The sequence below is a fragment of the Streptomyces sp. NPDC057307 genome (genome assembly GCF_042667665.1).
Taxonomy (GTDB): Bacteria; Actinomycetota; Actinomycetes; order Streptomycetales; family Streptomycetaceae; genus Streptomyces.
On sequence record NZ_JBHUZM010000026.1, the window covers coordinates 1 to 19,057 of the forward strand.

The window sequence follows — 19,057 nt, forward strand, 5'->3', positions numbered from 1 at the left end:
GGCCACCGTACGGCGAACGGCACGACCCCGGCCGCCGGCCGACGCTGTCACGGTCGAAGCCGTCACGGTCGACGTCGTCGGAGTCGCAGCCGTCATGGTCGACGCCGTCACGGCCGAAGCGGTCATCGTCGGCGTCGGCGAGGAGGACCGGGCGTCATGGCTGGACCGTCGCTCCCTCACGTACCGGCTCCAGCCGGATCACGACCCCCTTCGACGTCGGCGTGTTGCTGACGTCGGCCACGCTGTCCAGCGGGACCAGCACATTGGTCTCCGGGTAGTACGCGGCCGCGCAGCCGGCCGGGGTCGGGTAGGCGACCAGGCGGAAGCCCTCGGCGCGGCGCTCGATGTCGTCGTGCCAGACGCCGACCAGGTCGACCTGGTCACCGTCGCGCAGACCGAGCGTGTCCAGGTCGTTCTGATTGACCATCACGATCCGCCGTGAGCCGTGGATGCCGCGATAGCGGTCGTTCGTGGTGTACGGGACGGTGTTCCACTGATCGTGCGAGCGCAGCGTCTGCAGCACGAGATGCCCTTCGGGGGCACTCAGCATCTCGAACCCGTTGCGGGTGAAGACGGCCTTCCCGACGGCGGTGGGGAAGACCCCCTCGTTGACCGGGTTCGGCAGCAGGAAGCCACCCGGCCGACTCGCCCGCGCGTTGTAGTTGTCGAACCCCGGCACCACCCGGGCGATACGGTCCCGGATCGTGCCGTAGTCCGCCTCGAACTCCCCCCAGGGCACGGCCACCCGGTCCCCGAGCGTCAAACGGGCCAGCCGGCTGAGGATGGCCACCTCGCTGAGCAACTGCTTGGAGGCGGGTTCGAGGCGGCCGTGGGAGCTGTGGACCTGGCTCATCGAGTCCTCGACGGTGATGAACTGCTCCCCGCCCGCCTGGACGTCCTTCTCGCTCCGGCCGAGCGTGGGAAGGATCAGCGCCGTGTCACCGCAGACCGTGTGCGAACGGTTCAGCTTGGTCGAGATCTGCGCGGTGAGACGGCAACGGCGCAACGCCCCCTCGGTGACCGGGCTGTCGGGAGTGGCCCGTACGAAGTTGCCCGCGAGGCCGAGGAAGAGCTTCACCCGTCCGTCGAGCATCGCCCGGATGGAATCGACCGTGTCCAGACCGTGCGCGGCCGGGGGTGTGAACGAGAACTCACGGCCGAGGGCCGCCATGAACGCCTCGGGCATCTTCTCCCAGACCCCCATGGTCCGGTCGCCCTGCACATTGCTGTGGCCGCGCACCGGACACGGCCCGGCCCCGGGCTTGCCGATGTTCCCCCGCAGCAGCAGGAAGTTCACGATCTCCCGGATGGTGGCCACGGCGTGCTTCTGCTGGGTCAGCCCCATCGCCCAGCAGACGACGACGCGTTCGCTCCCGAGGACGGCGTTACGCAACCGCTCGATACCGGCACGGGTCAGCCCGGTGGCGGTGAGGACGTCGGGCCAGGAGACCGTCGAACGGATGTGTTCGGCGAACTCCGAGAAGTCCTTGGTGTGCGAGTTGATGAAGGACCGGTCGAGCACGGTGCCGGGCGCGGCGTCCTCCGCCTCCAGCAGCAGCAGATTCAGCGCCTGGAGGAGGGCGAGGTCGCCACCGAGCCGGATCTGCAGGAACTCGTCGGCGATCACGGTCCCGGGGCCCACCACACCGCGCGGTGTCTGCGGATTCTTGAACCGCATCAGGCCCGCTTCCGGCAGCGGATTGATCGCGACGATACGGCCGCCCCTGCGCTTGGCCTCCTCCAGCGCCGAGAGCATCCTGGGGTGATTGCTGCCGGGGTTCTGGCCCAGGATGAGAATCAGCTCGGCGTGGTGGATGTCCGACAGGCTCACACTGCCCTTGCCGATACCCAGCGTCTCGTGCAGGGCGGCGCCACTCGACTCGTGGCACATGTTGGAACAGTCGGGGAGGTTGTTGGTGCCGAAGGCGCGGGCGAAGAGCTGGAGGGTGAAAGCCGCCTCGTTGCTGGCCCGTCCCGAGGTGTAGAAGACCGCTTCGTCGGGCGAGTCCAGGCTCCGTAGCTCGTCGGCGATCAGCCCCAGCGCCTCGTGCCAGCTGATCGGCTCGTAGTGCTCGGAGCCCGGCCGCTTCACCATGGGTTCGGTGAGCCGCCCCTGCTGGTTGAGCCACATGTCCGATCTGCGGCCCAGTTCGTCCACCGAATGACGACGGAAGAATTCGGCGGTGACGCGCCGTGTGGTCGCCTCGTCATTGACGTGCTTGGCGCCGTTCTCGCAGTATTCGTTACGGTGCCGACTCCCCGGCTTGGGGTCCGGCCACGCGCAGCCGGGACAGTCGAAACCCCCGGTCTGATTGATGTTCGCCAGTGTCACAGCCGTATGCCGGGCCGAGGTCTCCGTGAGGGAATAGCCAAGCGCGTGAGCGACGGCGGGAACGCCCGCCGCCCATTTCTTGGGCGGAGTGATCTCGGGTTCGTTCTCGTTCGGGTCCTCGGTCGGTCGCCTCTTCACCCGAATAGCCTTTCGCCTCAGCCTGTGGGCCAGTTGGGAACGTCCGGATGTTTCTGTCCCGAGTTCGGCCGGACACGGCTGTCGCTGATCGTGCCACGCCACTCTCCGGTCTCTCGCCCCTGGCCCTCGATGTATTCCTTGAAGGATTTCAGGTCGTTGCGCACCCGACGGTGAACGACGCCCAGCGCGTTCCCGCCGCGCTCCATGAATCCGCGCGGCGCGAAGTCGATCCGCAGTGTCACCCGCACACGGTCCTCGGCCAGTTCCACGAACGTCACGGTGCCCGAATGACGGGGCCGCCCCAGGCTTCGCCAGCTGACCTTTTCGTCGGGGCGCTGCTCCACGATCTCCGCGTCGAACTCGTGGGTCATCGGGCCGAGCCGGGTCACCCAGTGGGTCATCGTGGACTGCGGCCGGTCGATACGTCGCACGCCGTCCATGAAGCGGGGAAAGCTCTCGAATTGCGTCCACTGGTTGTACGCCATGCGGACCGGAACGTCCACGTCGGCGGAAGCCTCGATGGTGCTCATGAATGTCCCGATCCCTCCGCGCCGGATGGTGGCACATGACCGACAGAGGCCGGACCGGAAAGCCCGACACCTACGCAGCCTAGGGAAAGCGGATCGGGTCCGCCCCTCGAAGCGCGCCGACGGCACATCTGACACGGATGGCACAGCCGAGTGGCATCGCTCCACATTCTGGGATTGATTCGGTCTCACTTTCACAAGCCCGGCCGCCGGTGGTTTCCCCGGTTCCGACTTCCCTCAGCTGGAGGAGCGCGTCATGGACCCCGGCAAATTCGCCGTGATCTTCCCCGATTCGGCTTTCGTGCCTGTGGTGCTGGGGTTCTTCGGCCTCGGCACCGGCTATCTGATCTACGGTCCGCAGGAGCTGCTCCGTGCTCCACGGCGGAATGCCGATGTCGACCGGGCCATGGGCGTATGGGGAATCTTCATGCCCGGCCTGTGCCAGCTCCTGGCCGGGATCTATCTCTTCGTCGGGCTCACCTGGTTCCAGGTGTTCCACGACAAGGCGCTGTACATGGCCGCGCTGGCGTTCAGCGCGTACGGCATTCACTGGTTCGCACTGGGCTGGAACCGCTTCCAGCGGACCGGGGTGCGGACCGACGCCGGGATGTGCTTCGCCTTCGTCATCCTGTCGGTGCTGGGCATGGTCGTCTTCTTCAGCGCCGGGGCCTGGCCGGTCGGCCTGCTCTTCACCGGCCTCGCCTGTGTGTACGTCTCCAAGTTCTTCATCAGCCTGCCGTTCGACAAGCCCCGGCAGGACGGGTCCCCGGGAGTACTGGCGACCGCGGGTGAGTGGGGGCAGGGGTTCTTCCACACGGTCACCGGTCTGTGGCTGATGTATCTGACCTTCGCGACCACGCTGAACATCACCTCGGGGTACAGCCTCCCGGGCGGCTGACCGACCCGGCACGGCTGACCCGGCTGACCCGGCTGCCGCGCGCCCGAGCCCGGGGCCCGGTGGCGAGCCGTCAGCGCTCGGCGAGATCGTCGGTCGCGCCGCGGCCGGCCGTCGAGGTGCGGTGCAGGAAGTCGGCCAGGAGCTGGAGTTGGGCTTCGTCGTAGTCGGCACAGATCTCGTCCACGGCGGAGGACATCCCCGAGTAGAGCCCGAGGATCTCCGCGTTCCGGTCGCGCAGCGGGCGCAGCAGGGTGGCGCGGCGGTCGTTCGGGTCGCGTTCACGGGCGATCCAGCCCCCGCGTTCGAGCCGGTCGAGGATCCCGGTCAGGGTGGCGGGATGCAGCCCGGCGAGGCGGGCGAGGGCGCTGGGACCGATCGGGCCGTGCCGGTTGATCAGGTCGAGGCAGTCGACGTCGATGGTCTTGAGCTCAAGTCGCGCGCCGACCTGCTGATTGAGCAGGGACAGCTGGATGCCCAGCGCGCGCAGTGCCTCCCGGATCTCGCCGCTCAGCCGCCTGTGCCGGCCCGCGTCGCCAGACCGTACGGAACTCATATGTTACGCTCCTCGTAATATCCGGTGTTCGGAAGACAGGGTATCCCGGACGGGAGTGTGCACCATGATCATGGTTACCGGAGCGACCGGAACCGTAGGCCGCGCGGTGGTGGGACTGCTGGCGGCCGGGGGAACCAGGACAGTGGCGGTCAGCCGCGACCCGGCCGCCACGGCGGTCGCCGACCACGTGCGGACGGTCGTCGGCGACCCGTCCAGGCCGCTGACGCTCGCGCCCGCGCTGGGCGGTGTGGACGTTCTCCTGCTCAGCCCGCGCGCCGTCGGGACGGCGAGCGCCGAGCTGCTGGCCCTGGCCGCCGAGCACGGCGTGCGGCGGGTGGTGGTGCTGTCGGCGGTCACCGTCGAGTACGGCGGCGGGTACCGGCGCTTCGCCGAGGAGTTCACAGCGGTCGAAAGCGCGGCCAGGGCCTCCGGGCTGCGGTGGACGTTCCTTCGCTGCGCCGACTTCGCGGCCAACGCCCTCGCCTGGGCGCCGCAGATCCGCGCCACGGGTGTCGTACGGGGCGCGTACGGCGACGCGGCCACCTCGCCCATCCACCAGCGGGACATCGCCGAAGTCGCCGTACGCGCACTGCTGGACCCCGCCCACGCCGGCCGGGCCTACGCCCTCACCGGCCCCGAGTCGCTCACCCAGCACGACAAGGCCCGGCTCATCGGCCGGGCCGTCGGCAGGGAGCTGACCTTCGAGGAGATCTCCCCCGAGCGGTCGCGCCGGGCGATGCTCGCCCAGGGCCTGCCCGAGGACGTTCCCGACCGGGTGATCGGCTACGCCGCCGCCTGCCTGAAGGAGCCGGGACCGACGACGGACACCGTCGAAAAGCTCCTGGACCGCCCCGCTCTCACCTTCGCCACCTGGGCCGTCGAACACGCGGCCGCCTTCCGGAACCGGCGGCCCTCATGAGAAGCGAACGGACAGCCACGGTCCTGCGCCACACGGGTCTGGCTTTCGCCGGCCTGTTCGCCGGGTTCCTGATCACGGTCCTCGTCCTCGAACTCTCGCTGCGGGGCTTCGACGGCTCCGTCTACACCCAGGTACGACAGGTCGAACTGCGGCGACTGGACGACCTCGCCTCCGCCACCCTCCTGCCGGCGCTGCTGACCACGGCGCTTCTCGCCGCCACCACCTTCAGGGCGAGAGGCCGTACCTTCTGGCTGACGTCGACGGCGTTCGCCCTGCTCCTCACCGTTCTTGTCACGACGCTCGCCTTCAACCTCCCCATCAACGCGGACCAGCTCGACTGGACCGCGCAGGCACCCCCCGCCGACTGGACGCGTGTGCGCGACCGCTGGCAGATCGCCCACGCCGTACGTACGGCCTCCGCCGTTCTCGCGTTCGGGCTCCTGACCGTCGCGGCGGCGGGCACGGCCCGTACTCGGGTCCCGGACGGGGCGACGGCGTCGGACCCCGCGGGACCGGCGGTCCTGAGAGGCGCCACATGAGCCGGCAGGTCGGGGAGCACATGCGGGAGATCGACCTGTCCGCCGGGACGATCGAGTACCAGGACACCGGCGGCGACGGCCCCGTACTGGTGCTGCTGCACGGAATGATGATGGACGCCTCCCTGTGGGACGGCCCGATCGCCGAACTGTCCGCCGACCACCGGTGCCTGGCACCCACACTGCCTCTTGGGGCGCACCGTCACCCGATGCGCCCCGACGCAGACCTGTCGCTGCCCGCGACGGCTCGGCTGGTCACCGAGTTCCTCGACCGCCTCGATCTGCGGGACGTCACCCTCGTCGGCAACGACACCGGTGGCGCGCTCGTCCAACTGCTCATGGCCGACGGCGCCGAGCGCGTGGGGCGGGCCGTACTCGTGTCCTGCGACGCGTTCGACAACTTCCCACCCGGGCTGACGGGCAGGACGCTGCTGCTCGCCGGACGGCTCCCGTCCCGGCTGTTCGGGCTGTTCATGCAACAGATGAGGCTACGGCCGGCCCGTCGGCTGCCAGTCGCGTTCGGGTGGCTGACCAAACGGGGGGACGCCGCCACCGCCCGGTGGACGAAACCGGTCATGCGCCGGCCCGCGATCCGCCGGGACGCCGTACGCATGCTGCGCGCGGCGGCGGCGGACACCGACCTCCTGATGGCCGCGGCCGAACACCTGCCCGGCTTCACGCCACCGACTCTCGTGATCTGGGCCGGCGGCGACCGCGTGATGCCACCCGAGCACGGCCGACGCCTCGCCGAACTCCTGCCCCACGGACGGCTGGTGGAGATCGACGACACCTACACCCTCATCCCCCTGGACCAGCCGGCCAGACTTGCCCGGCTCATCAGGGAGTTCACCCACGCAACCGGCGAGTGAGGTCGAACGGCGCCGGACGATAGGGGCGTTGACCCCGAGTCGACCCCGACGGGCCGGCCATCCCCTTGACCCGATGACGGATTCAGGACAGCCGGGAGGGAGACCCACTCGCGAACGCGTGATCGTCGCTACCGTCGGACCCGGCCTCGCGTTTTTCGAATGAGTTCGAATGAGAACGAGTAGGAGTCCGACCATGCCCGACCTGCCTCCGACTTCTCGGCGCCGTTTCCTCGGAGCAGCGAGCGCGATCGGGCTCGCCGGTGCCTTCGGGGCGCTCGGCGCCGGGACGACGAGCACCGCTCAGGCGGCGGAGAGCGACGGCGTCGTCGCCGTCAACTGGCCTGGCCTGGGCTCCTATTCAGGGGCGGACGCCGCCGGATCCCGGGTGACAGCGATCCTCGCGGGGAGCGCCCGCTACCTGATCGGGCCTTGGTACGCCGCCACCTACACGCACTATCTTCCCGACGGCTACATCGACCTCAAGGGCACCGACGAGCGGGCCGTCCGGCTGCCCGCCATGGCCGCCGTCGCCGCGACCACGGCACTGGTCACGGGCACGTACGACCCCCGGACGCTGTCGGCCGCGAACGCCACCGTCCGGACCCACAACCTGATCCGCACCCTCGCCGCCCGGCACCGGGCCAACAACCCCGATACCGCGAACCGTTGGGGCGGCGGCTGGCAGACCGCCCTGTGGGCGTACTACACGGCCCTGGCGGGCTGGCTCTTCTGGGACCGGCTGGACGCCACCACGCGCCGTCACCTCGTCGCGATGCTGGTGTGGGAAGCGGACCGGCTCACCACCGGCAACGGCGTCCACCTCATCGGCACCAGCGGCGAACAGCTCTACATGACCCGCCGGGACGGCACCGTCGTCACCCCCGGGGACAGCAAGGCCGAGGAGGACAACTGGAGCGCCGCCGCGCTCTCCCTGGCCGCCGCCATGATGCCGGGCCACCCCAACACGGCCCGTTGGACGCGTCGTAACGTCGAGCTTCTGCTCGCCGCGGCGGCCAGGCCGGCGGACCTCACCAGCGGGGAGACGATCAACGGCATCCAGTTGTCCTCCTGGCTGCGGGGGACGAACATCGCCGACGACGGGACGCTGGAGAACCACGCACGGCTGCACCCGCTGTACATGGTGGCGTTCGACCAGAGCCTGTACCAGGGCTTCGTCTTCGGCCTGGCCGGCCGTGCGGCGCCGAAGGCCGCGCTGCACAACATCACGCGGACGTACGGCGCCCTGGTGGACAAGTCGTTTCCGCTGCCGGGCGGGGGAGTCACCCACATCTACCGTCCGGGCTCCGCGGAGATCTTCTATCCCGAGGGCAACGACTGGGGTACGCACTTCCCTTTCTACTTCGGCAACTTCGACCTTCTGGTGTCCCTCACCGGGCAGGACCAGGGCATCACCCCACCCGCCGCAGAGTGGGAGCGACTGCACAACGACGACCAGCTCTCCCTCATGTCCCGCTTCACCGACGGCCGGACCTACGGCGCCGCCGGGGAGAACACGTACTACGGGCGGGAGCACCGCGTCGGCGCCATGGCGGGGCAGACGTATCTCACGCTGTTCCTGGCCCGCAACTCGACCGGCAACCTGCTGCGCTGGACGTGAGAGATCAGCCGGGCCCGGTGGCGTTCGCCCCCGTACGGGACGACACGGTGGCCGCTCGCCCACCCCCTGGGCGCCATTGACATGGCCTCATCATGACGGACAGGCTGTCGCTCGCACTCTGATCGATCATCAGCTGATTGCAAGCCTGCAGACAGGGGCGACAGTGCTGGGCACAAGACGCATCCGACCTGGCGCGGTCGCCGTCGCCGCCGCCGCCACACTCGTCGCGGGGATGACGGTGGGGCTCACCGACGCCCCGCCGGCCGCCGCTGACACCGCGAGGACGACGGCACGGGAAACCGCGAGGACGGCACCGGGCACGGCGAGGACGACGGCGCCGGGCACAGCGAGGACGGCACCGGGCACGGCGACCGCCGCGGTCCGGACGGTCGCCCTGATCACCGGTGACCGGGTGGCGCTGGACAAGGAAGGCAACGTTGTCGGGGTGGCACCCGCCGAGGGCCGGGCCTCGGTGCCCGTCCAGATCAATCGGACCGGCGGGCACACCTATGTGATCCCCTCCGACGTCGAACCGCTCATCGCCGAGGGCCGGCTCGACCTGTCGCTGTTCGACGCGGTGGAGTTGGACCGTCCCGAGTACGACGACCTGGCGGCCGGCGGGACACCGGTGATCGTCGAGTACGCCGGTTCGAACCCGGCCGCCCGGACGCGACTGCACGCGGAGACCAGCACCTCCGTCCGCGACCTCGACGCGGTCGACGGCGAGGCGCTCGTCCTGAGACCCGACGAGGCCGCCGGGGCGTGGTCCACGCTCACCGACACCTCGGCCGGAGTGAGCGAACTGGCCCCGGGCGTGGCCTCCGTCCGCCTCGACGGCGTGGCCACGGCCTCGCTGGACGTGAGCGTGCCGCGGATCGGCGCCCCGGACGCGTGGCAGGCGGGCTACGACGGGACGGGAGTGAAGATCGCGGTCCTCGACACCGGCATCGACACCGGCCACCCCGACGTGAGCGACCAGGTCGTCGCCCGGCGCAACTTCACGCCTGAGGCGGACACCCAGGACCACAACGGGCACGGCACGCACGTCGCCTCCACCGTGGCGGGGGCCGGCGCGGCGTCCGGCGGTGCCTACAAGGGGGTGGCCCCGGGGGCCGGCCTGATCATCGGCAAGGTGCTCAACTCGGCCGGTTCCGGGCTCAATTCGGAGATCATCGCGGGTATGGAGTGGGCGGTCGAGCAGGGCGCCGACATCGTGAGCATGTCCCTCGGCGCCACGGACACGCTGGGCGTCGACCCGCTTGAGGAAGCCGTCGAAGCCCTGTCCGACAAGGCCCTGTTCGTCGTCGCCGCGGGCAACTCCGGCCCCGGTGACACCACCATCGGCACGCCCGGCGTCGCCGACTCCGCGCTGACCGTGGGAGCCGTCGACAAGAAGGACGCGCTCGCCTCCTTCTCCTCCCGGGGCCCGCGCCTGGAAGACGGGGGAGTCAAGCCCGATGTGACCGCGCCCGGCGTGGACATCACGGCGGCGTCCGCCGAGGGCACCCGGCCGGACCTTCCGCACCCGGCCCCGGGGTACGTGACGATGAGCGGTACGTCCATGGCCACCCCGCATGTCGCGGGCGCGGCGGCCCTGCTCGCCCAGCAGCATCCGGACTGGACCGGGGCGCGGATCAAGTCCGCGCTGGTCGGTTCCGCCGAGCCCGGCACGTACAGCGCGTACGAGCAGGGCAGCGGCCGGGTCGACGTGACCCGGGCGACGCGGCAGACCGTCGTCGCGGAGCCCGTATCGCTGAACTTCGGCCGTGTGCTCTGGCCGCACACCGACGACGAGCCGATGACCAGGACGATCACCTATCGCAACGACGGCGACCAGGCGGTGACGCTCGACCTGTCCGCCGAGGGCACCGGCCCGGCGGGAGCCGCCGCACCCGAGGGGCTGTTCGTCCTCGGCGCCCGGCAGATCACCGTCCCGGCCGGCGGAACGTCCGCCGTCGTCGTCACCGCGGACACCCGCGTCGGCGGTGACGTCGCGGGCGCGTTCAGCCTGACGGTGACGGCGGTCGGCGGCGACCAGACCGTCCGCAGTGTCGGGGGGCTCGATCGTGCGGCGGAGTCGTACGACCTCACCTTCAAAGCCACCGCCCGGGACGGCACGACGCCCGACTACCTCGACTGGGCCGCCACGCTGACCGGCATCGGCAACGACAACTACCGGCTGATCCGGGGGGACGACGGCACAAGCACGGTGCGGGTGCCCGCGGGCGACTACTCCGTCATGGGCAAGACCTTCACACGGGACGACACCGGTGGACTCGGCCTGGACTACCTTGTCGCGCCGAAGCTGACGGTCGACCACGACATGACCGTCGAGATCGACGCCCGGCGGGCCGAGCCGATCGACGTGTCGTTGCCGGACCCGGACGCCAAGGGGTACTCCTCCTTCCTGATCAGCTCGGTGAAGGCGCACGGAACGGAGACGACCAGCGCGTTCGGGCTGGGGACGAACCTGGCCAACACCCGCTCCGCCCAGATCGGAGACCCGCTGCCACCGGGCGAGGCGACCTCGTACTTCGTGTCGCACTGGTCCAACGGCGCCAGCGAGTACCACCTCGCGGACACCCTCAAGGACGCCTTCTACACCGGCCACACGCAGCATGTGACCCCGGCGGACCTGGCCAGGCTGACCGTACGGCAGGGCTCGTCGGTCGCCGGGGCACTGGGACTGAACTGGACCACCACACCGGACATCCCGGCGGGCGCGGTCGGTTTCTACTCCGACCTGCCGAACACGAGGACGGTGTACCTCCAGGGGGGCTACCGCTGGGGCGCTTCCTCCCAGCAGCTCACGGCCGACTCGGGCGCGGTCCGGGCCGAGTACGAGATCCCCGGCCGAACGTACCGAGGAGGCGACCGCCGCACCGAGACCGTCAACACCGGGGTGTTCGGGCCGGCGCTCGCCAAGGGCCAGGGGCTGATCCGGGACGGCGACACACTGACCGGCACGATCAGGCCCTTCGCCGACGGCGCGGCCCACAGCGGCGGGAGCGTGTACGACGCGGAATCGGCGTCCACCACGCTCTACCGCGACGGCCGGGAGTACGCGACCGTCGACGACGTCCTGGACACCGCCACCTTCCAACTGCCCGCCGGCAAGGCGCGCTACCGCCTGGTGACCACCGTGGGCCGGGTCGCGTCCGGTGTCTCGTCGGTCAGCTCGACCGTCACCTGGCAGGCCGAGTTCACCTCGTCCCGCACGGCGAAGGCCGTCGCCGTCCCGACGAGCGTGATCCGCTACACCCCGGACCTCGCCCTCGACTCCACGGCCGCCGCCGGCGTCAGGCAGTCCGTACCGGTCACCGTCCAGGGCTCGGCCGCCGGCCGGGACCCCGCGTCGCTGAAGGTGTCCGTCTCCTACGACGGCGGCAGGAAGTGGCACCGACTCGTCACGCACAAGGGCACGGTGAAGGTGGACAACCCGCCGGCCGGCGGCTCGGTCTCCTTCCGGGCCGACATCAGGGACCGGAACGGGAACACCTTCTCCCAGACGATCATCGACGCCTACCGCACGAAGTGATCCCGCACGTACCCCGTCCCGCTCGCCCACCGGCGCGAACGCCGCTCTGAGCCGCCCCTCCGGGCAGGAGCCGGGGGTACGTCAGTGACCGGCGGTGTCGACTCCGGCAGCGGACGCCCAGGACAGTGCGCGCAGGCAGCCCGAGCGGATGTCGTCGAGGTGCGGGGCGAGGTCCTCCGGAGTCTTGCCGTGGAGGCCCTGGCGCAGCGCCGTGAGGCCGGGGCCCAGACGGAGGTGCAGCCCCCAGGTCAGATGGACGGTGGCGAAGCCCAGGGTGGCGGACGGGAGTAGGTCGGTGTCGGCCAGGTCGCTGACCGCTTGGCCGTAGGACTGCAGGAGGGCCGGCTCGTCCAGCTCGCCGTGGCCGCCGAAGGCGCGGTAGAGGGAGACGAAGGTGCCCAGGTCGAAGCCCACGGGGCCGATGCCGACGTGTTCCCAGTCGATCAGGACGAGGGCATCGTCACCGTCCAGGCCGGCGTTGCGCGGAGTGAGATCGCCGTGGACGAGAGTGGTGGGCAGCGCGGCCGCGCGTGAGTTCAGCTCCGCGGCCGCGTCCAGACATGCGTGCAGGGCGTGCACCTGCTCGCGGGTGAACAGTGTCCTGAGGCGCGGATCGTCGGCCAGGGCGTCGAGGTTGTCGTGGCCGGCCGGAATGTGATGGGCGTAGGCGGCGTAGCCCGCGCGCTCCAGCCAGGGGGTGTCGAGCAGGTCGGGGCGCAAGGCTCCCGGGATATACAGCAGCGCGGTGCGTAGGGCGGTTGTCGTGGCGGCGGCGGGTGTCCAGGGCCGGTGCAACGCGGTGCCGATGTCGCGCATGACGATCCAGGCGAGGCCGTTGTGGCTGACCAGGGTCGCGTCCGGCGGAGTGGCCAGCCCGCGGGGCAGCAGACCGGGAATGTCACTGCCGAAGAAGCGGGCTTCGCGGCGGTCCAGTTGGGCGTCGCGGGAGTCGAGCAGGGACTGATGACCCCAACCGGGGATCTTGACGATCCACCGGGACGGCCGGCCGTCCGTCCCGGTGGCGCTCACCTCCAGGACCGCCGCCTGTCCCAGTCCGGGCGACAGGTCCCGCACCGAGAGCACGCGGAGTCCGGCTCCCCAGGCGCCCTCATGGGACGCGAGGACAGCCTCGATCGTCTCGGCATCGGGTAGGCAGCGGTCGGTCATCTGCTTCCTTCAGGGCGCCGGTCCGTCAGTTGGGGTCTGAGACGAAGCACATCGGACCATACGCGCGCCGGGAACGGCATGCCGTTTTCGGCGCGTAGCCGGCTCGGCCCTCCACCGCGATGGGGAGCGCCGGAGCGTCCGTCCATCACACCGCCGGTGACGGCGACTTCGCACGCTTCGCGCGTGGGCGGCCGAGTGTCGGCGACGGCTCCGCGCGAGAAGCGGCCCGTGCGTCTCCGTATGGCCTCCGACGTGGCACTCTCCCGGATGCCGGCCCGCGCCGGCCCGTCACCGCCGGGACAGCGCGCCTTCCCGGTCGACTCCGTCTCCCGGTCCCGCCCGGCCCCGGCACGCTGGACCGCCGAGGACGCCGACCACTTCCTCGACGAGCTGGTGCGGCACGGCGCGGCGGCCGCGCTCTGCTTCGCCGACCGCGAGGCAGCGCTCCTGGTCGGCGCCGCCCGCCGGCGAGGGCTCGGCGTACCCGCGGACCTCTCCGTCATCGGATACGACGACGAAGTGGCCGACCTGTGCGAGGTGCCACTGACCACGGTGTCCCCGGCGAAGGCCGACATCGGGCGCCGCGCCGCCGACATGATCAGAAGCCGCATCGCCGACCCGACGTCCCCGCGCCGTCAGGAGGCATTCGTGCCGCACCCGGTCGTACGGGACTCCACCGGCCCCGCCGCGCGCTGACGCGGCTCACGGAAGACGTCGGCCGTCCCCACACAAACCCGTACGCCACACACGTATCGGCACCGGCGTTTCGGCCAACACCCCGCGACCGTACGAGCCGTACGCCTCAAGGGTGGATGTACGGCACACGAGGAGACTCCGCCGCCCGTGTACGCGATCCGCTCCGTCTCAAACACGTGTGTTCGACAGCCGCGCCACCGTCGTTGACCCGGACAGCTCCGCACCGACCGAGGCCATCGAGCAGGAGAAGCGCAGTTGATCCCAGACGACACGCCGGACGAGTCCGCAGAGAACGGCGTCCCCTCGCCCCGGCACGCTCCCCTCCCGCTCCCGCCCGCCCGGATGCCGGCCGGTCCGGAGGACGGCGACGTGACCGACGAGTTGAAGGAGGCGTACTGGTCCGTCCATGACGGCGCCGCGGCGCAGGCCACCGTGCGGCAGGTCCTGGTCCGGCTGCCCAGGATCACGCTGCTGATCGGACGGCTCGCCTGGCAGGCGGACCGCGCCGCCACCCTCACGGTCATCGTCTGTCAGCTGGCCTCGGCCGCCATGTCGGCCTTCAGCCTGATCGCCTCGGTCGGTGTGCTCCAGCATCTGTTCGCCCAAGGGCCCACCGCGGAGCGCGTGCGCGCCGCCGTCCCGCAGATCCTGTTGGTGGTCGCCTTCCTTGCCGCACGGGCGCTGCTGGAGGCGGCGGTGGCCGCGGCCCAGGCACGGGTCACGCCCAAGATCCGCACCAGCCTGGAGTGCGAGTTCCTCCGGCTCACCGCGCACGTACGTCTGGAAGCCGTCGAGGACGCCGAGTGGCACGACGAAGTGCACCGCGCCAACGACCGCGGGCTGTTCTACGCCCGGCAGATCGTCGGGCAGGTCATCTCCCTCGCGTCGGCCGCCCTCGGGCTCATCGGCACCGCCGGCGTGCTCAGCGTCCTGCACCCACTCCTGCTGCCGCTGCTCCTGCTGTCCGTCCTCCCCGTCGGAGCCGCCGCGGTGCGCAGCGCCCGCGCCCGGTTCCACTCCTTCAAACGCTGGAACACCCTCCAGCGCCGCGTCCGTGTCTTCTCGTGGCTGCTCCTCGACGTGGACGCCGCGGCCGAACTGCGTTCGGACACCGCCCAGGACGCGCTGCTGGCGGAGCACCGCCGGCTCACCACCAAGATCGCCGAGGAGGACACACGCCTGGGCGTCAATTCCGCGGTGCTGAACCTGACCGGCCGCGCCGTCGGCGGCCTCGGCACCGGAATCACCTACACCGCGCTGGGCGCCATGCTCGTCTCCGGCTGGCTGCCCCTGGCGGCGGGCGCCGGCGCCGTCCTCGCCATCCAGGCGGGCCAGAGCTCCCTCGTCCGGCTCGTCGACGTCGCGCATCTCGTCTTCGAGCACGCCCTGTGGGTCGACGACCTCCTCGCCGTACAGGAACGCTGTCGCCAACTCCTGCCGCGCGAGGGCGAACTGAAGGCACCGGAGCGGGTGAGGACGATCGCACTGGACGACGTCCGTTTCACCTACCCCGGCAAGGACACCCCGGCCCTGGACGGTGTCACTCTGAGCCTGTCGGCAGGGGAGACGGTGGCGTTCGTCGGCCTCAACGGATCAGGCAAGAGCACCTGCGCCAAACTCCTCGCGGGCCTGTACGAGGCACACGAGGGGAGCGTCACCTGGGACGGCGTCGACGTCCGCGACATGGACGCGCATTCGCTGCACCGCCAAGTCGCCTGTGTGCTGCAGGATCCCGCTCACTTCCCCTTCAGCGCCCTGTCGAACATCACCATCTCCACCGGCAGCCTCGTGGAGGCCGACCCGCGGCGTGCGATGGACGCCGCGCGCGCGTCCGGGGCCGACACGGTCATCGCCGCCCTGCCCCAGCAGTGGCGGACACTGCTGTCCAAGCGGTTCAAGGGCGGTCAGCAACTGTCCGGCGGACAGTGGGCCAAGGTCGCGGTGGGCCGCGGTCTGTACAAGAACGCACCCCTGCTGCTCCTGGACGAGCCGACGGCGAGCATGGACCCGCCGTCCGAACACGCCGTCTACGAGGCCGTGCTGCGCGGCCGACTGCGCGAGGACCAGATCACCGTGCTGATCTCCCACCGGCTCGCCAGTGTCGTCGACTGCCACCGGATCTACGTCTTCGACAACGGCCGCATCGCCGAGGCCGGCTCCCACGACGAACTGATGGCGCGCGGCGGTGCCTACACCGCGATGTTCACCCTGCAGGCCGGCGGCTACCGGCCCCGTACCGCGCGGACCGAGTCGATCACATGACCAACACGCGCCCCGGCCGAGTGGCTCCGGGCGCTCACACCGGCCGGGGTGACACCCGCGCCGCCTTCAGACAGTTCACGATCCGCTCATGGCTGTCGCCCACGGCGTCCGTGACCCGTACCCGCAGATACAGCGCGTCGATCCGGTCGACCACGCGCTTCGAGAAGGCGCCCACCAGAACGGTCTCGTAGTTCCCGGTGCCCACCAGCGGGAATCCCGGGCCGAAGGTGACGAGCAGATAGTCCTCCCCGGCGGTGAGTCCCGCCGCGGTGAGTACGGCCCCGGCGCCCTGGGCGTCCACCCATGACGTCTCGCCGTCCTCGGTCCCTCCCGCCGGGATCACCCGGAAGTCATAGCTCTCGATCACGGCGGTGTGCTGGCCGCCGTTGAGGATGCCCACGCGCCACGCCGCGCCCTCCGACCGGAGATCCCCCTTCTCCCAGGACGCCCGCCACCCCAGATACGGCCTGACGGTACGGGCGTACTGGGCCCGGGCGAAGACCGCGCCCGCGGCGACCGCCAGCAGACTGCCCAGCGGGTCCGGTTCGAGTATGCGCAGCCGCCAGGGCCAATCTGCCCGGGCCCCTGCCGACATGTTGGAGCGTACGACTTCCCACAGCAGGATCACGACGAGGATCCCGAGCAGCACGAGCGGCGCCATGAACAGCAACCGGCTGCGGCGGACGCGCCGTTGGGTGTCGGACAGGGGTATCGGTGGGTCGGACCGCGTCGGACTCACACTCTCTCTTCCGTCAAGAGGCCGGTACCCGGACCGAGTTGACCGGGGCTCGCCCGCTGCTGATCGCGCGTGACGACGAGTATGCCCGCGAGAGGCCCGTGCCCGTCAGTAGGCGTCCCGGGGGCGTGCGGCCCTCGCCGACCACGCCGCGTACGGAGGCGACCGGCGGCCCCGCCCGGACTACTCGCTTGGGTTCTCCTCGCGCAGACCCCAGGGCGTGCCGTACGCGGTGAGGAGGTCGAGGAACGGGCGGGGCGGCAGGGCCTCGGGGCCGAGGACTCCGGTGCCGGCCCATACGCCGCCGGCGAGCAGTTCCAGGGCGACGACCGGGTTGACGGCGGTCTGCCAGACCACGGCCTGGGAGCCGTACTCGCGCATCGACCACTGGTTGTCGACCACGTGGTACAGATACACCTCACGCACGGCACCGTCCTTGACGCCCCTGACCCAGGTGCCCGCGCAGGTCTTGCCGGTCATCCGGTCGCCGAGCGTGGCCGGGTCGGGCAGGCAGGCGGCGACCACATCGCGGGGCGAGACCTGGACCGGCCCGCTCCGCCCGGGGACCGTGACCTCGGTGGTGGAGTCCAGGCCCAGCTCGTGGAGGACCTTGAGCTTGGCGATGAAGTCGTCGCCCAGTCCGTACTTGAACGTCACCCGGCGCGCGTCGACCCAGCGGGGGATCAGCAGCACCTCCTCGTGTTCCACGTTGACGCACTCCACCGGGCCGATTCCCTCGGGAAAGTCGAAGACCTCCGGCTCGCTGAACGGCGCGGTGGTGAACCAGCCGCGCTCCTTCTCGTAGACCACCGGCGGATTGAGGCATTCCTCGATGGTGGTCCAGATACTGAAGGACGGGGCGAAGTCGTAGCCGTCCACGGTGAGGTCGGCGCCGTCCCGGATGCCGATCTCCTCGATCTCGTCGAAGAGTTCGTCGGCCGCGTACCGCGCGAAGACATCGGACAGACCCGGCTCCACACCCATTCCGACCAGAGCCAGGCGGCCCGACCGTTCCCACTCGCCGGTCAGCTCGAACTGCCCGTCGCCGAGCTTCACACCGCAGCGCTCGTACGGGTGGGTGCTGTGCGGCGCGGACAGGGACATCGCCATGTCCAGGTAGTGCGTGCCCGCCGCCAGGGCGGCCTGGAACAGCGGCATGACGAACCGCGGGTCGGTGGCGTTGAGCAGGACGTCACACCGGTCCTCGACGAGTGCCCGGCGCACCGCCTCCTCGTCGGAGGCGTCCAGGCGCCGTGCGCTGAAGCGGTCACCGCCGTCGCCCAGCGCGGCGACGGCCGCCTCGGCGCGGGAGAGGTCGTAGTCGGCCACGGTCATATGGGTCAGGAAGTCCCGGCGGGCCGCGATCCGGGTGACGGCGGTTCCGACGCCACCCGCGCCCACGAGCAGTACACGCATGTCGCACACCTTTCGTTCCCGCAGACGGGCGCCTGCCGGGTGACTCGATGCAACGGGATGGCATCGGCTAAGGTCAACCATGTTGGCATAAGGGTGCGAGGCGGAAGGCAGGGGAGGACGCGATGCCGAAACAGGTGGTGCCGGAGAGGGCGCGACGCAGGCGCCGTCCGACCCGGCAGGGCTCCGTACTGTCCGAGACACTGATCGTGCACACCGCGCTGCGGGTGCTGAGAGAACACGGCGGCACCGGGCTGACCGCCCGTCGGCTGGGCGCCGCCCTCGGCGCCGACCCGAGCACCCTCTACCGGTACTTCGCGGGTATGGACGATCTCACCCGGGCCATCGGCGAGGAACTCATGGGACGGGCGCTGGACAACTGGACGGCCACCGGACACTGGCAGGCCGACCTGCGCGCCCTCGGCCTCGCCATCCACTCCTCGTACCTCGCGCATCCGCAGGCCGCCGTACTGACCGCCAGCCGGGTCACCGGCCGGCCCCGGGAGATCGCGGTGGACGAGGCGATCCTCGGCATCCTGCGCGGAGCGGGCTTCCCCGACGCCACGGCGGTCCGCGTCTACCACGCCTTCATCGACTCAAGTCTGGCCTTCGCCGCCCTGGACGCCGGATCGCTGGCCCTCACCGACGAGGCCCGCGCGACGGACGAGGAGATGTGGAGCTCCACGTACGCGCGGCTCCCCGCCGACACCCACCCCCATATCGCGGCCACCGCACGACTGCTGGCCGGCCGTATGACGCACAGCGCCTACCCGGTCGTCCTGGACACCCTGCTGAACGACGCGGCCGCGCGGCTCACGCCCGCCCCACGGCCTCCACGACCGGCCCTGTCGTGAC

General features: G+C 70.7%; 15 protein-coding genes. 9 read left to right on the forward strand and 6 right to left on the reverse strand.

Translation table 11 applies throughout. From position 1 onward, the window contains the following. Positions 1 to 154: 154 nt before the first annotated feature. Entirely contained in the window at positions 155 to 2,470 is a 2,316-nt protein-coding gene (locus ACFUN8_RS12760) for an FdhF/YdeP family oxidoreductase (RefSeq protein ID WP_383635114.1), read from the reverse strand. 17 nt (positions 2,471 to 2,487) lie between these two features. Further along, positions 2,488 to 3,000 (reverse strand): SRPBCC family protein, encoded by a 513-nt coding sequence (locus ACFUN8_RS12765; protein ID WP_383635117.1) that lies wholly within the window; start codon positions 2,998 to 3,000, stop codon positions 2,488 to 2,490. 253 nt (positions 3,001 to 3,253) lie between these two features. On the opposite strand from ACFUN8_RS12765, the gene ACFUN8_RS12770 reads away from it, so the two are divergent. Then, positions 3,254 to 3,895 carry a hypothetical protein gene (locus ACFUN8_RS12770; protein WP_383635120.1) on the forward strand — a complete coding sequence of 214 codons (642 nt, stop codon included), beginning with the start codon at positions 3,254 to 3,256 and terminating at the stop codon, positions 3,893 to 3,895. Positions 3,896 to 3,965: 70 nt separating this feature from the next. Here ACFUN8_RS12770 and ACFUN8_RS12775 read toward each other — a convergent pair whose 3' ends face one another. After that, positions 3,966 to 4,448 (reverse strand): MarR family transcriptional regulator, encoded by a 483-nt coding sequence (locus tag ACFUN8_RS12775; RefSeq protein ID WP_383635123.1) that lies wholly within the window; start codon positions 4,446 to 4,448, stop codon positions 3,966 to 3,968. Positions 4,449 to 4,512: 64 nt separating this feature from the next. Between ACFUN8_RS12775 and ACFUN8_RS12780 the strand changes: the two genes are divergently transcribed. From ACFUN8_RS12780 to ACFUN8_RS12800, 5 genes are all read left to right on the forward strand, one after another. Next, positions 4,513 to 5,367, forward strand: a complete 855-nt coding sequence (locus ACFUN8_RS12780) for an NAD(P)H-binding protein (RefSeq protein ID WP_383635125.1) — start codon at positions 4,513 to 4,515, stop codon at positions 5,365 to 5,367. Beyond that, the gene (locus ACFUN8_RS12785; protein ID WP_383635128.1) at positions 5,364 to 5,906 is read left to right on the forward strand and encodes an anthrone oxygenase family protein; all 543 of its coding nucleotides are present in this window, start codon (positions 5,364 to 5,366) and stop codon (positions 5,904 to 5,906) included. The genes ACFUN8_RS12780 and ACFUN8_RS12785 overlap by 4 nt, the downstream gene beginning before the upstream one ends. A gap of 20 nt (positions 5,907 to 5,926) precedes the next feature. Then, positions 5,927 to 6,772, forward strand: a complete 846-nt coding sequence (locus tag ACFUN8_RS12790; RefSeq protein ID WP_383635259.1) for an alpha/beta fold hydrolase — start codon at positions 5,927 to 5,929, stop codon at positions 6,770 to 6,772. Between the two features lie 193 nt (positions 6,773 to 6,965). Beyond that, positions 6,966 to 8,390, forward strand: a complete 1,425-nt coding sequence (locus ACFUN8_RS12795) for a hypothetical protein (protein WP_383635131.1) — start codon at positions 6,966 to 6,968, stop codon at positions 8,388 to 8,390. Positions 8,391 to 8,553: 163 nt separating this feature from the next. Next, positions 8,554 to 11,928, forward strand: coding sequence for a S8 family serine peptidase (locus ACFUN8_RS12800; protein WP_383635133.1), 3,375 nt, complete (start codon positions 8,554 to 8,556; stop codon positions 11,926 to 11,928). A gap of 81 nt (positions 11,929 to 12,009) precedes the next feature. Here the strand turns inward: ACFUN8_RS12800 and ACFUN8_RS12805 are convergent, their stop codons facing one another. After that, complete coding sequence (locus tag ACFUN8_RS12805) at positions 12,010 to 13,095, reverse strand: phosphotransferase family protein (protein WP_383635136.1); 1,086 nt, start codon at positions 13,093 to 13,095, stop codon at positions 12,010 to 12,012. A 228-nt stretch (positions 13,096 to 13,323) separates the two neighbouring features. On the opposite strand from ACFUN8_RS12805, the gene ACFUN8_RS12810 reads away from it, so the two are divergent. Together ACFUN8_RS12810 and ACFUN8_RS12815 are read left to right on the forward strand one after the other, a co-directional pair. Beyond that, positions 13,324 to 13,791: a substrate-binding domain-containing protein gene (locus tag ACFUN8_RS12810; protein ID WP_383635139.1), complete on the forward strand. Its 468-nt coding sequence runs from the start codon at positions 13,324 to 13,326 to the stop codon at positions 13,789 to 13,791. Positions 13,792 to 14,046: 255 nt separating this feature from the next. After that, a complete protein-coding gene (locus ACFUN8_RS12815) occupies positions 14,047 to 16,053 on the forward strand; it encodes an ABC transporter ATP-binding protein (protein ID WP_383635142.1) in 2,007 nt (668 codons plus the stop codon). A 34-nt stretch (positions 16,054 to 16,087) separates the two neighbouring features. Here ACFUN8_RS12815 and ACFUN8_RS12820 read toward each other — a convergent pair whose 3' ends face one another. Continuing rightward, entirely contained in the window at positions 16,088 to 16,792 is a 705-nt protein-coding gene (locus ACFUN8_RS12820) for a hypothetical protein (RefSeq protein ID WP_383635145.1), read from the reverse strand. Positions 16,793 to 16,972: 180 nt separating this feature from the next. After that, the gene (locus ACFUN8_RS12825) at positions 16,973 to 18,205 is read right to left on the reverse strand and encodes a saccharopine dehydrogenase family protein (RefSeq protein WP_383635148.1); all 1,233 of its coding nucleotides are present in this window, start codon (positions 18,203 to 18,205) and stop codon (positions 16,973 to 16,975) included. Positions 18,206 to 18,327: 122 nt separating this feature from the next. On the opposite strand from ACFUN8_RS12825, the gene ACFUN8_RS12830 reads away from it, so the two are divergent. Beyond that, positions 18,328 to 19,056, forward strand: coding sequence for a TetR/AcrR family transcriptional regulator (locus tag ACFUN8_RS12830; protein ID WP_383635151.1), 729 nt, complete (start codon positions 18,328 to 18,330; stop codon positions 19,054 to 19,056). The last annotated feature ends 1 nt before the right edge of the window (position 19,057 follow it).

Coding starts and splice junctions, on each gene's coding strand:
- ACFUN8_RS12790 (WP_383635259.1), top strand. CDS start 5,927: ATGCGGGAGATCGACCTGTCCGCCGGGACGATCGAGTACCAGGACACC.
- ACFUN8_RS12765 (WP_383635117.1), bottom strand. CDS start 3,000: ATGAGCACCATCGAGGCTTCCGCCGACGTGGACGTTCCGGTCCGCATG.
- ACFUN8_RS12805 (WP_383635136.1), bottom strand. CDS start 13,095: ATGACCGACCGCTGCCTACCCGATGCCGAGACGATCGAGGCTGTCCTC.
- ACFUN8_RS12780 (WP_383635125.1), top strand. CDS start 4,513: ATGATCATGGTTACCGGAGCGACCGGAACCGTAGGCCGCGCGGTGGTG.
- ACFUN8_RS12825 (WP_383635148.1), bottom strand. CDS start 18,205: ATGCGTGTACTGCTCGTGGGCGCGGGTGGCGTCGGAACCGCCGTCACC.
- ACFUN8_RS12785 (WP_383635128.1), top strand. CDS start 5,364: ATGAGAAGCGAACGGACAGCCACGGTCCTGCGCCACACGGGTCTGGCT.
- ACFUN8_RS12775 (WP_383635123.1), bottom strand. CDS start 4,448: ATGAGTTCCGTACGGTCTGGCGACGCGGGCCGGCACAGGCGGCTGAGC.
- ACFUN8_RS12830 (WP_383635151.1), top strand. CDS start 18,328: ATGCCGAAACAGGTGGTGCCGGAGAGGGCGCGACGCAGGCGCCGTCCG.
- ACFUN8_RS12770 (WP_383635120.1), top strand. CDS start 3,254: ATGGACCCCGGCAAATTCGCCGTGATCTTCCCCGATTCGGCTTTCGTG.
- ACFUN8_RS12795 (WP_383635131.1), top strand. CDS start 6,966: ATGCCCGACCTGCCTCCGACTTCTCGGCGCCGTTTCCTCGGAGCAGCG.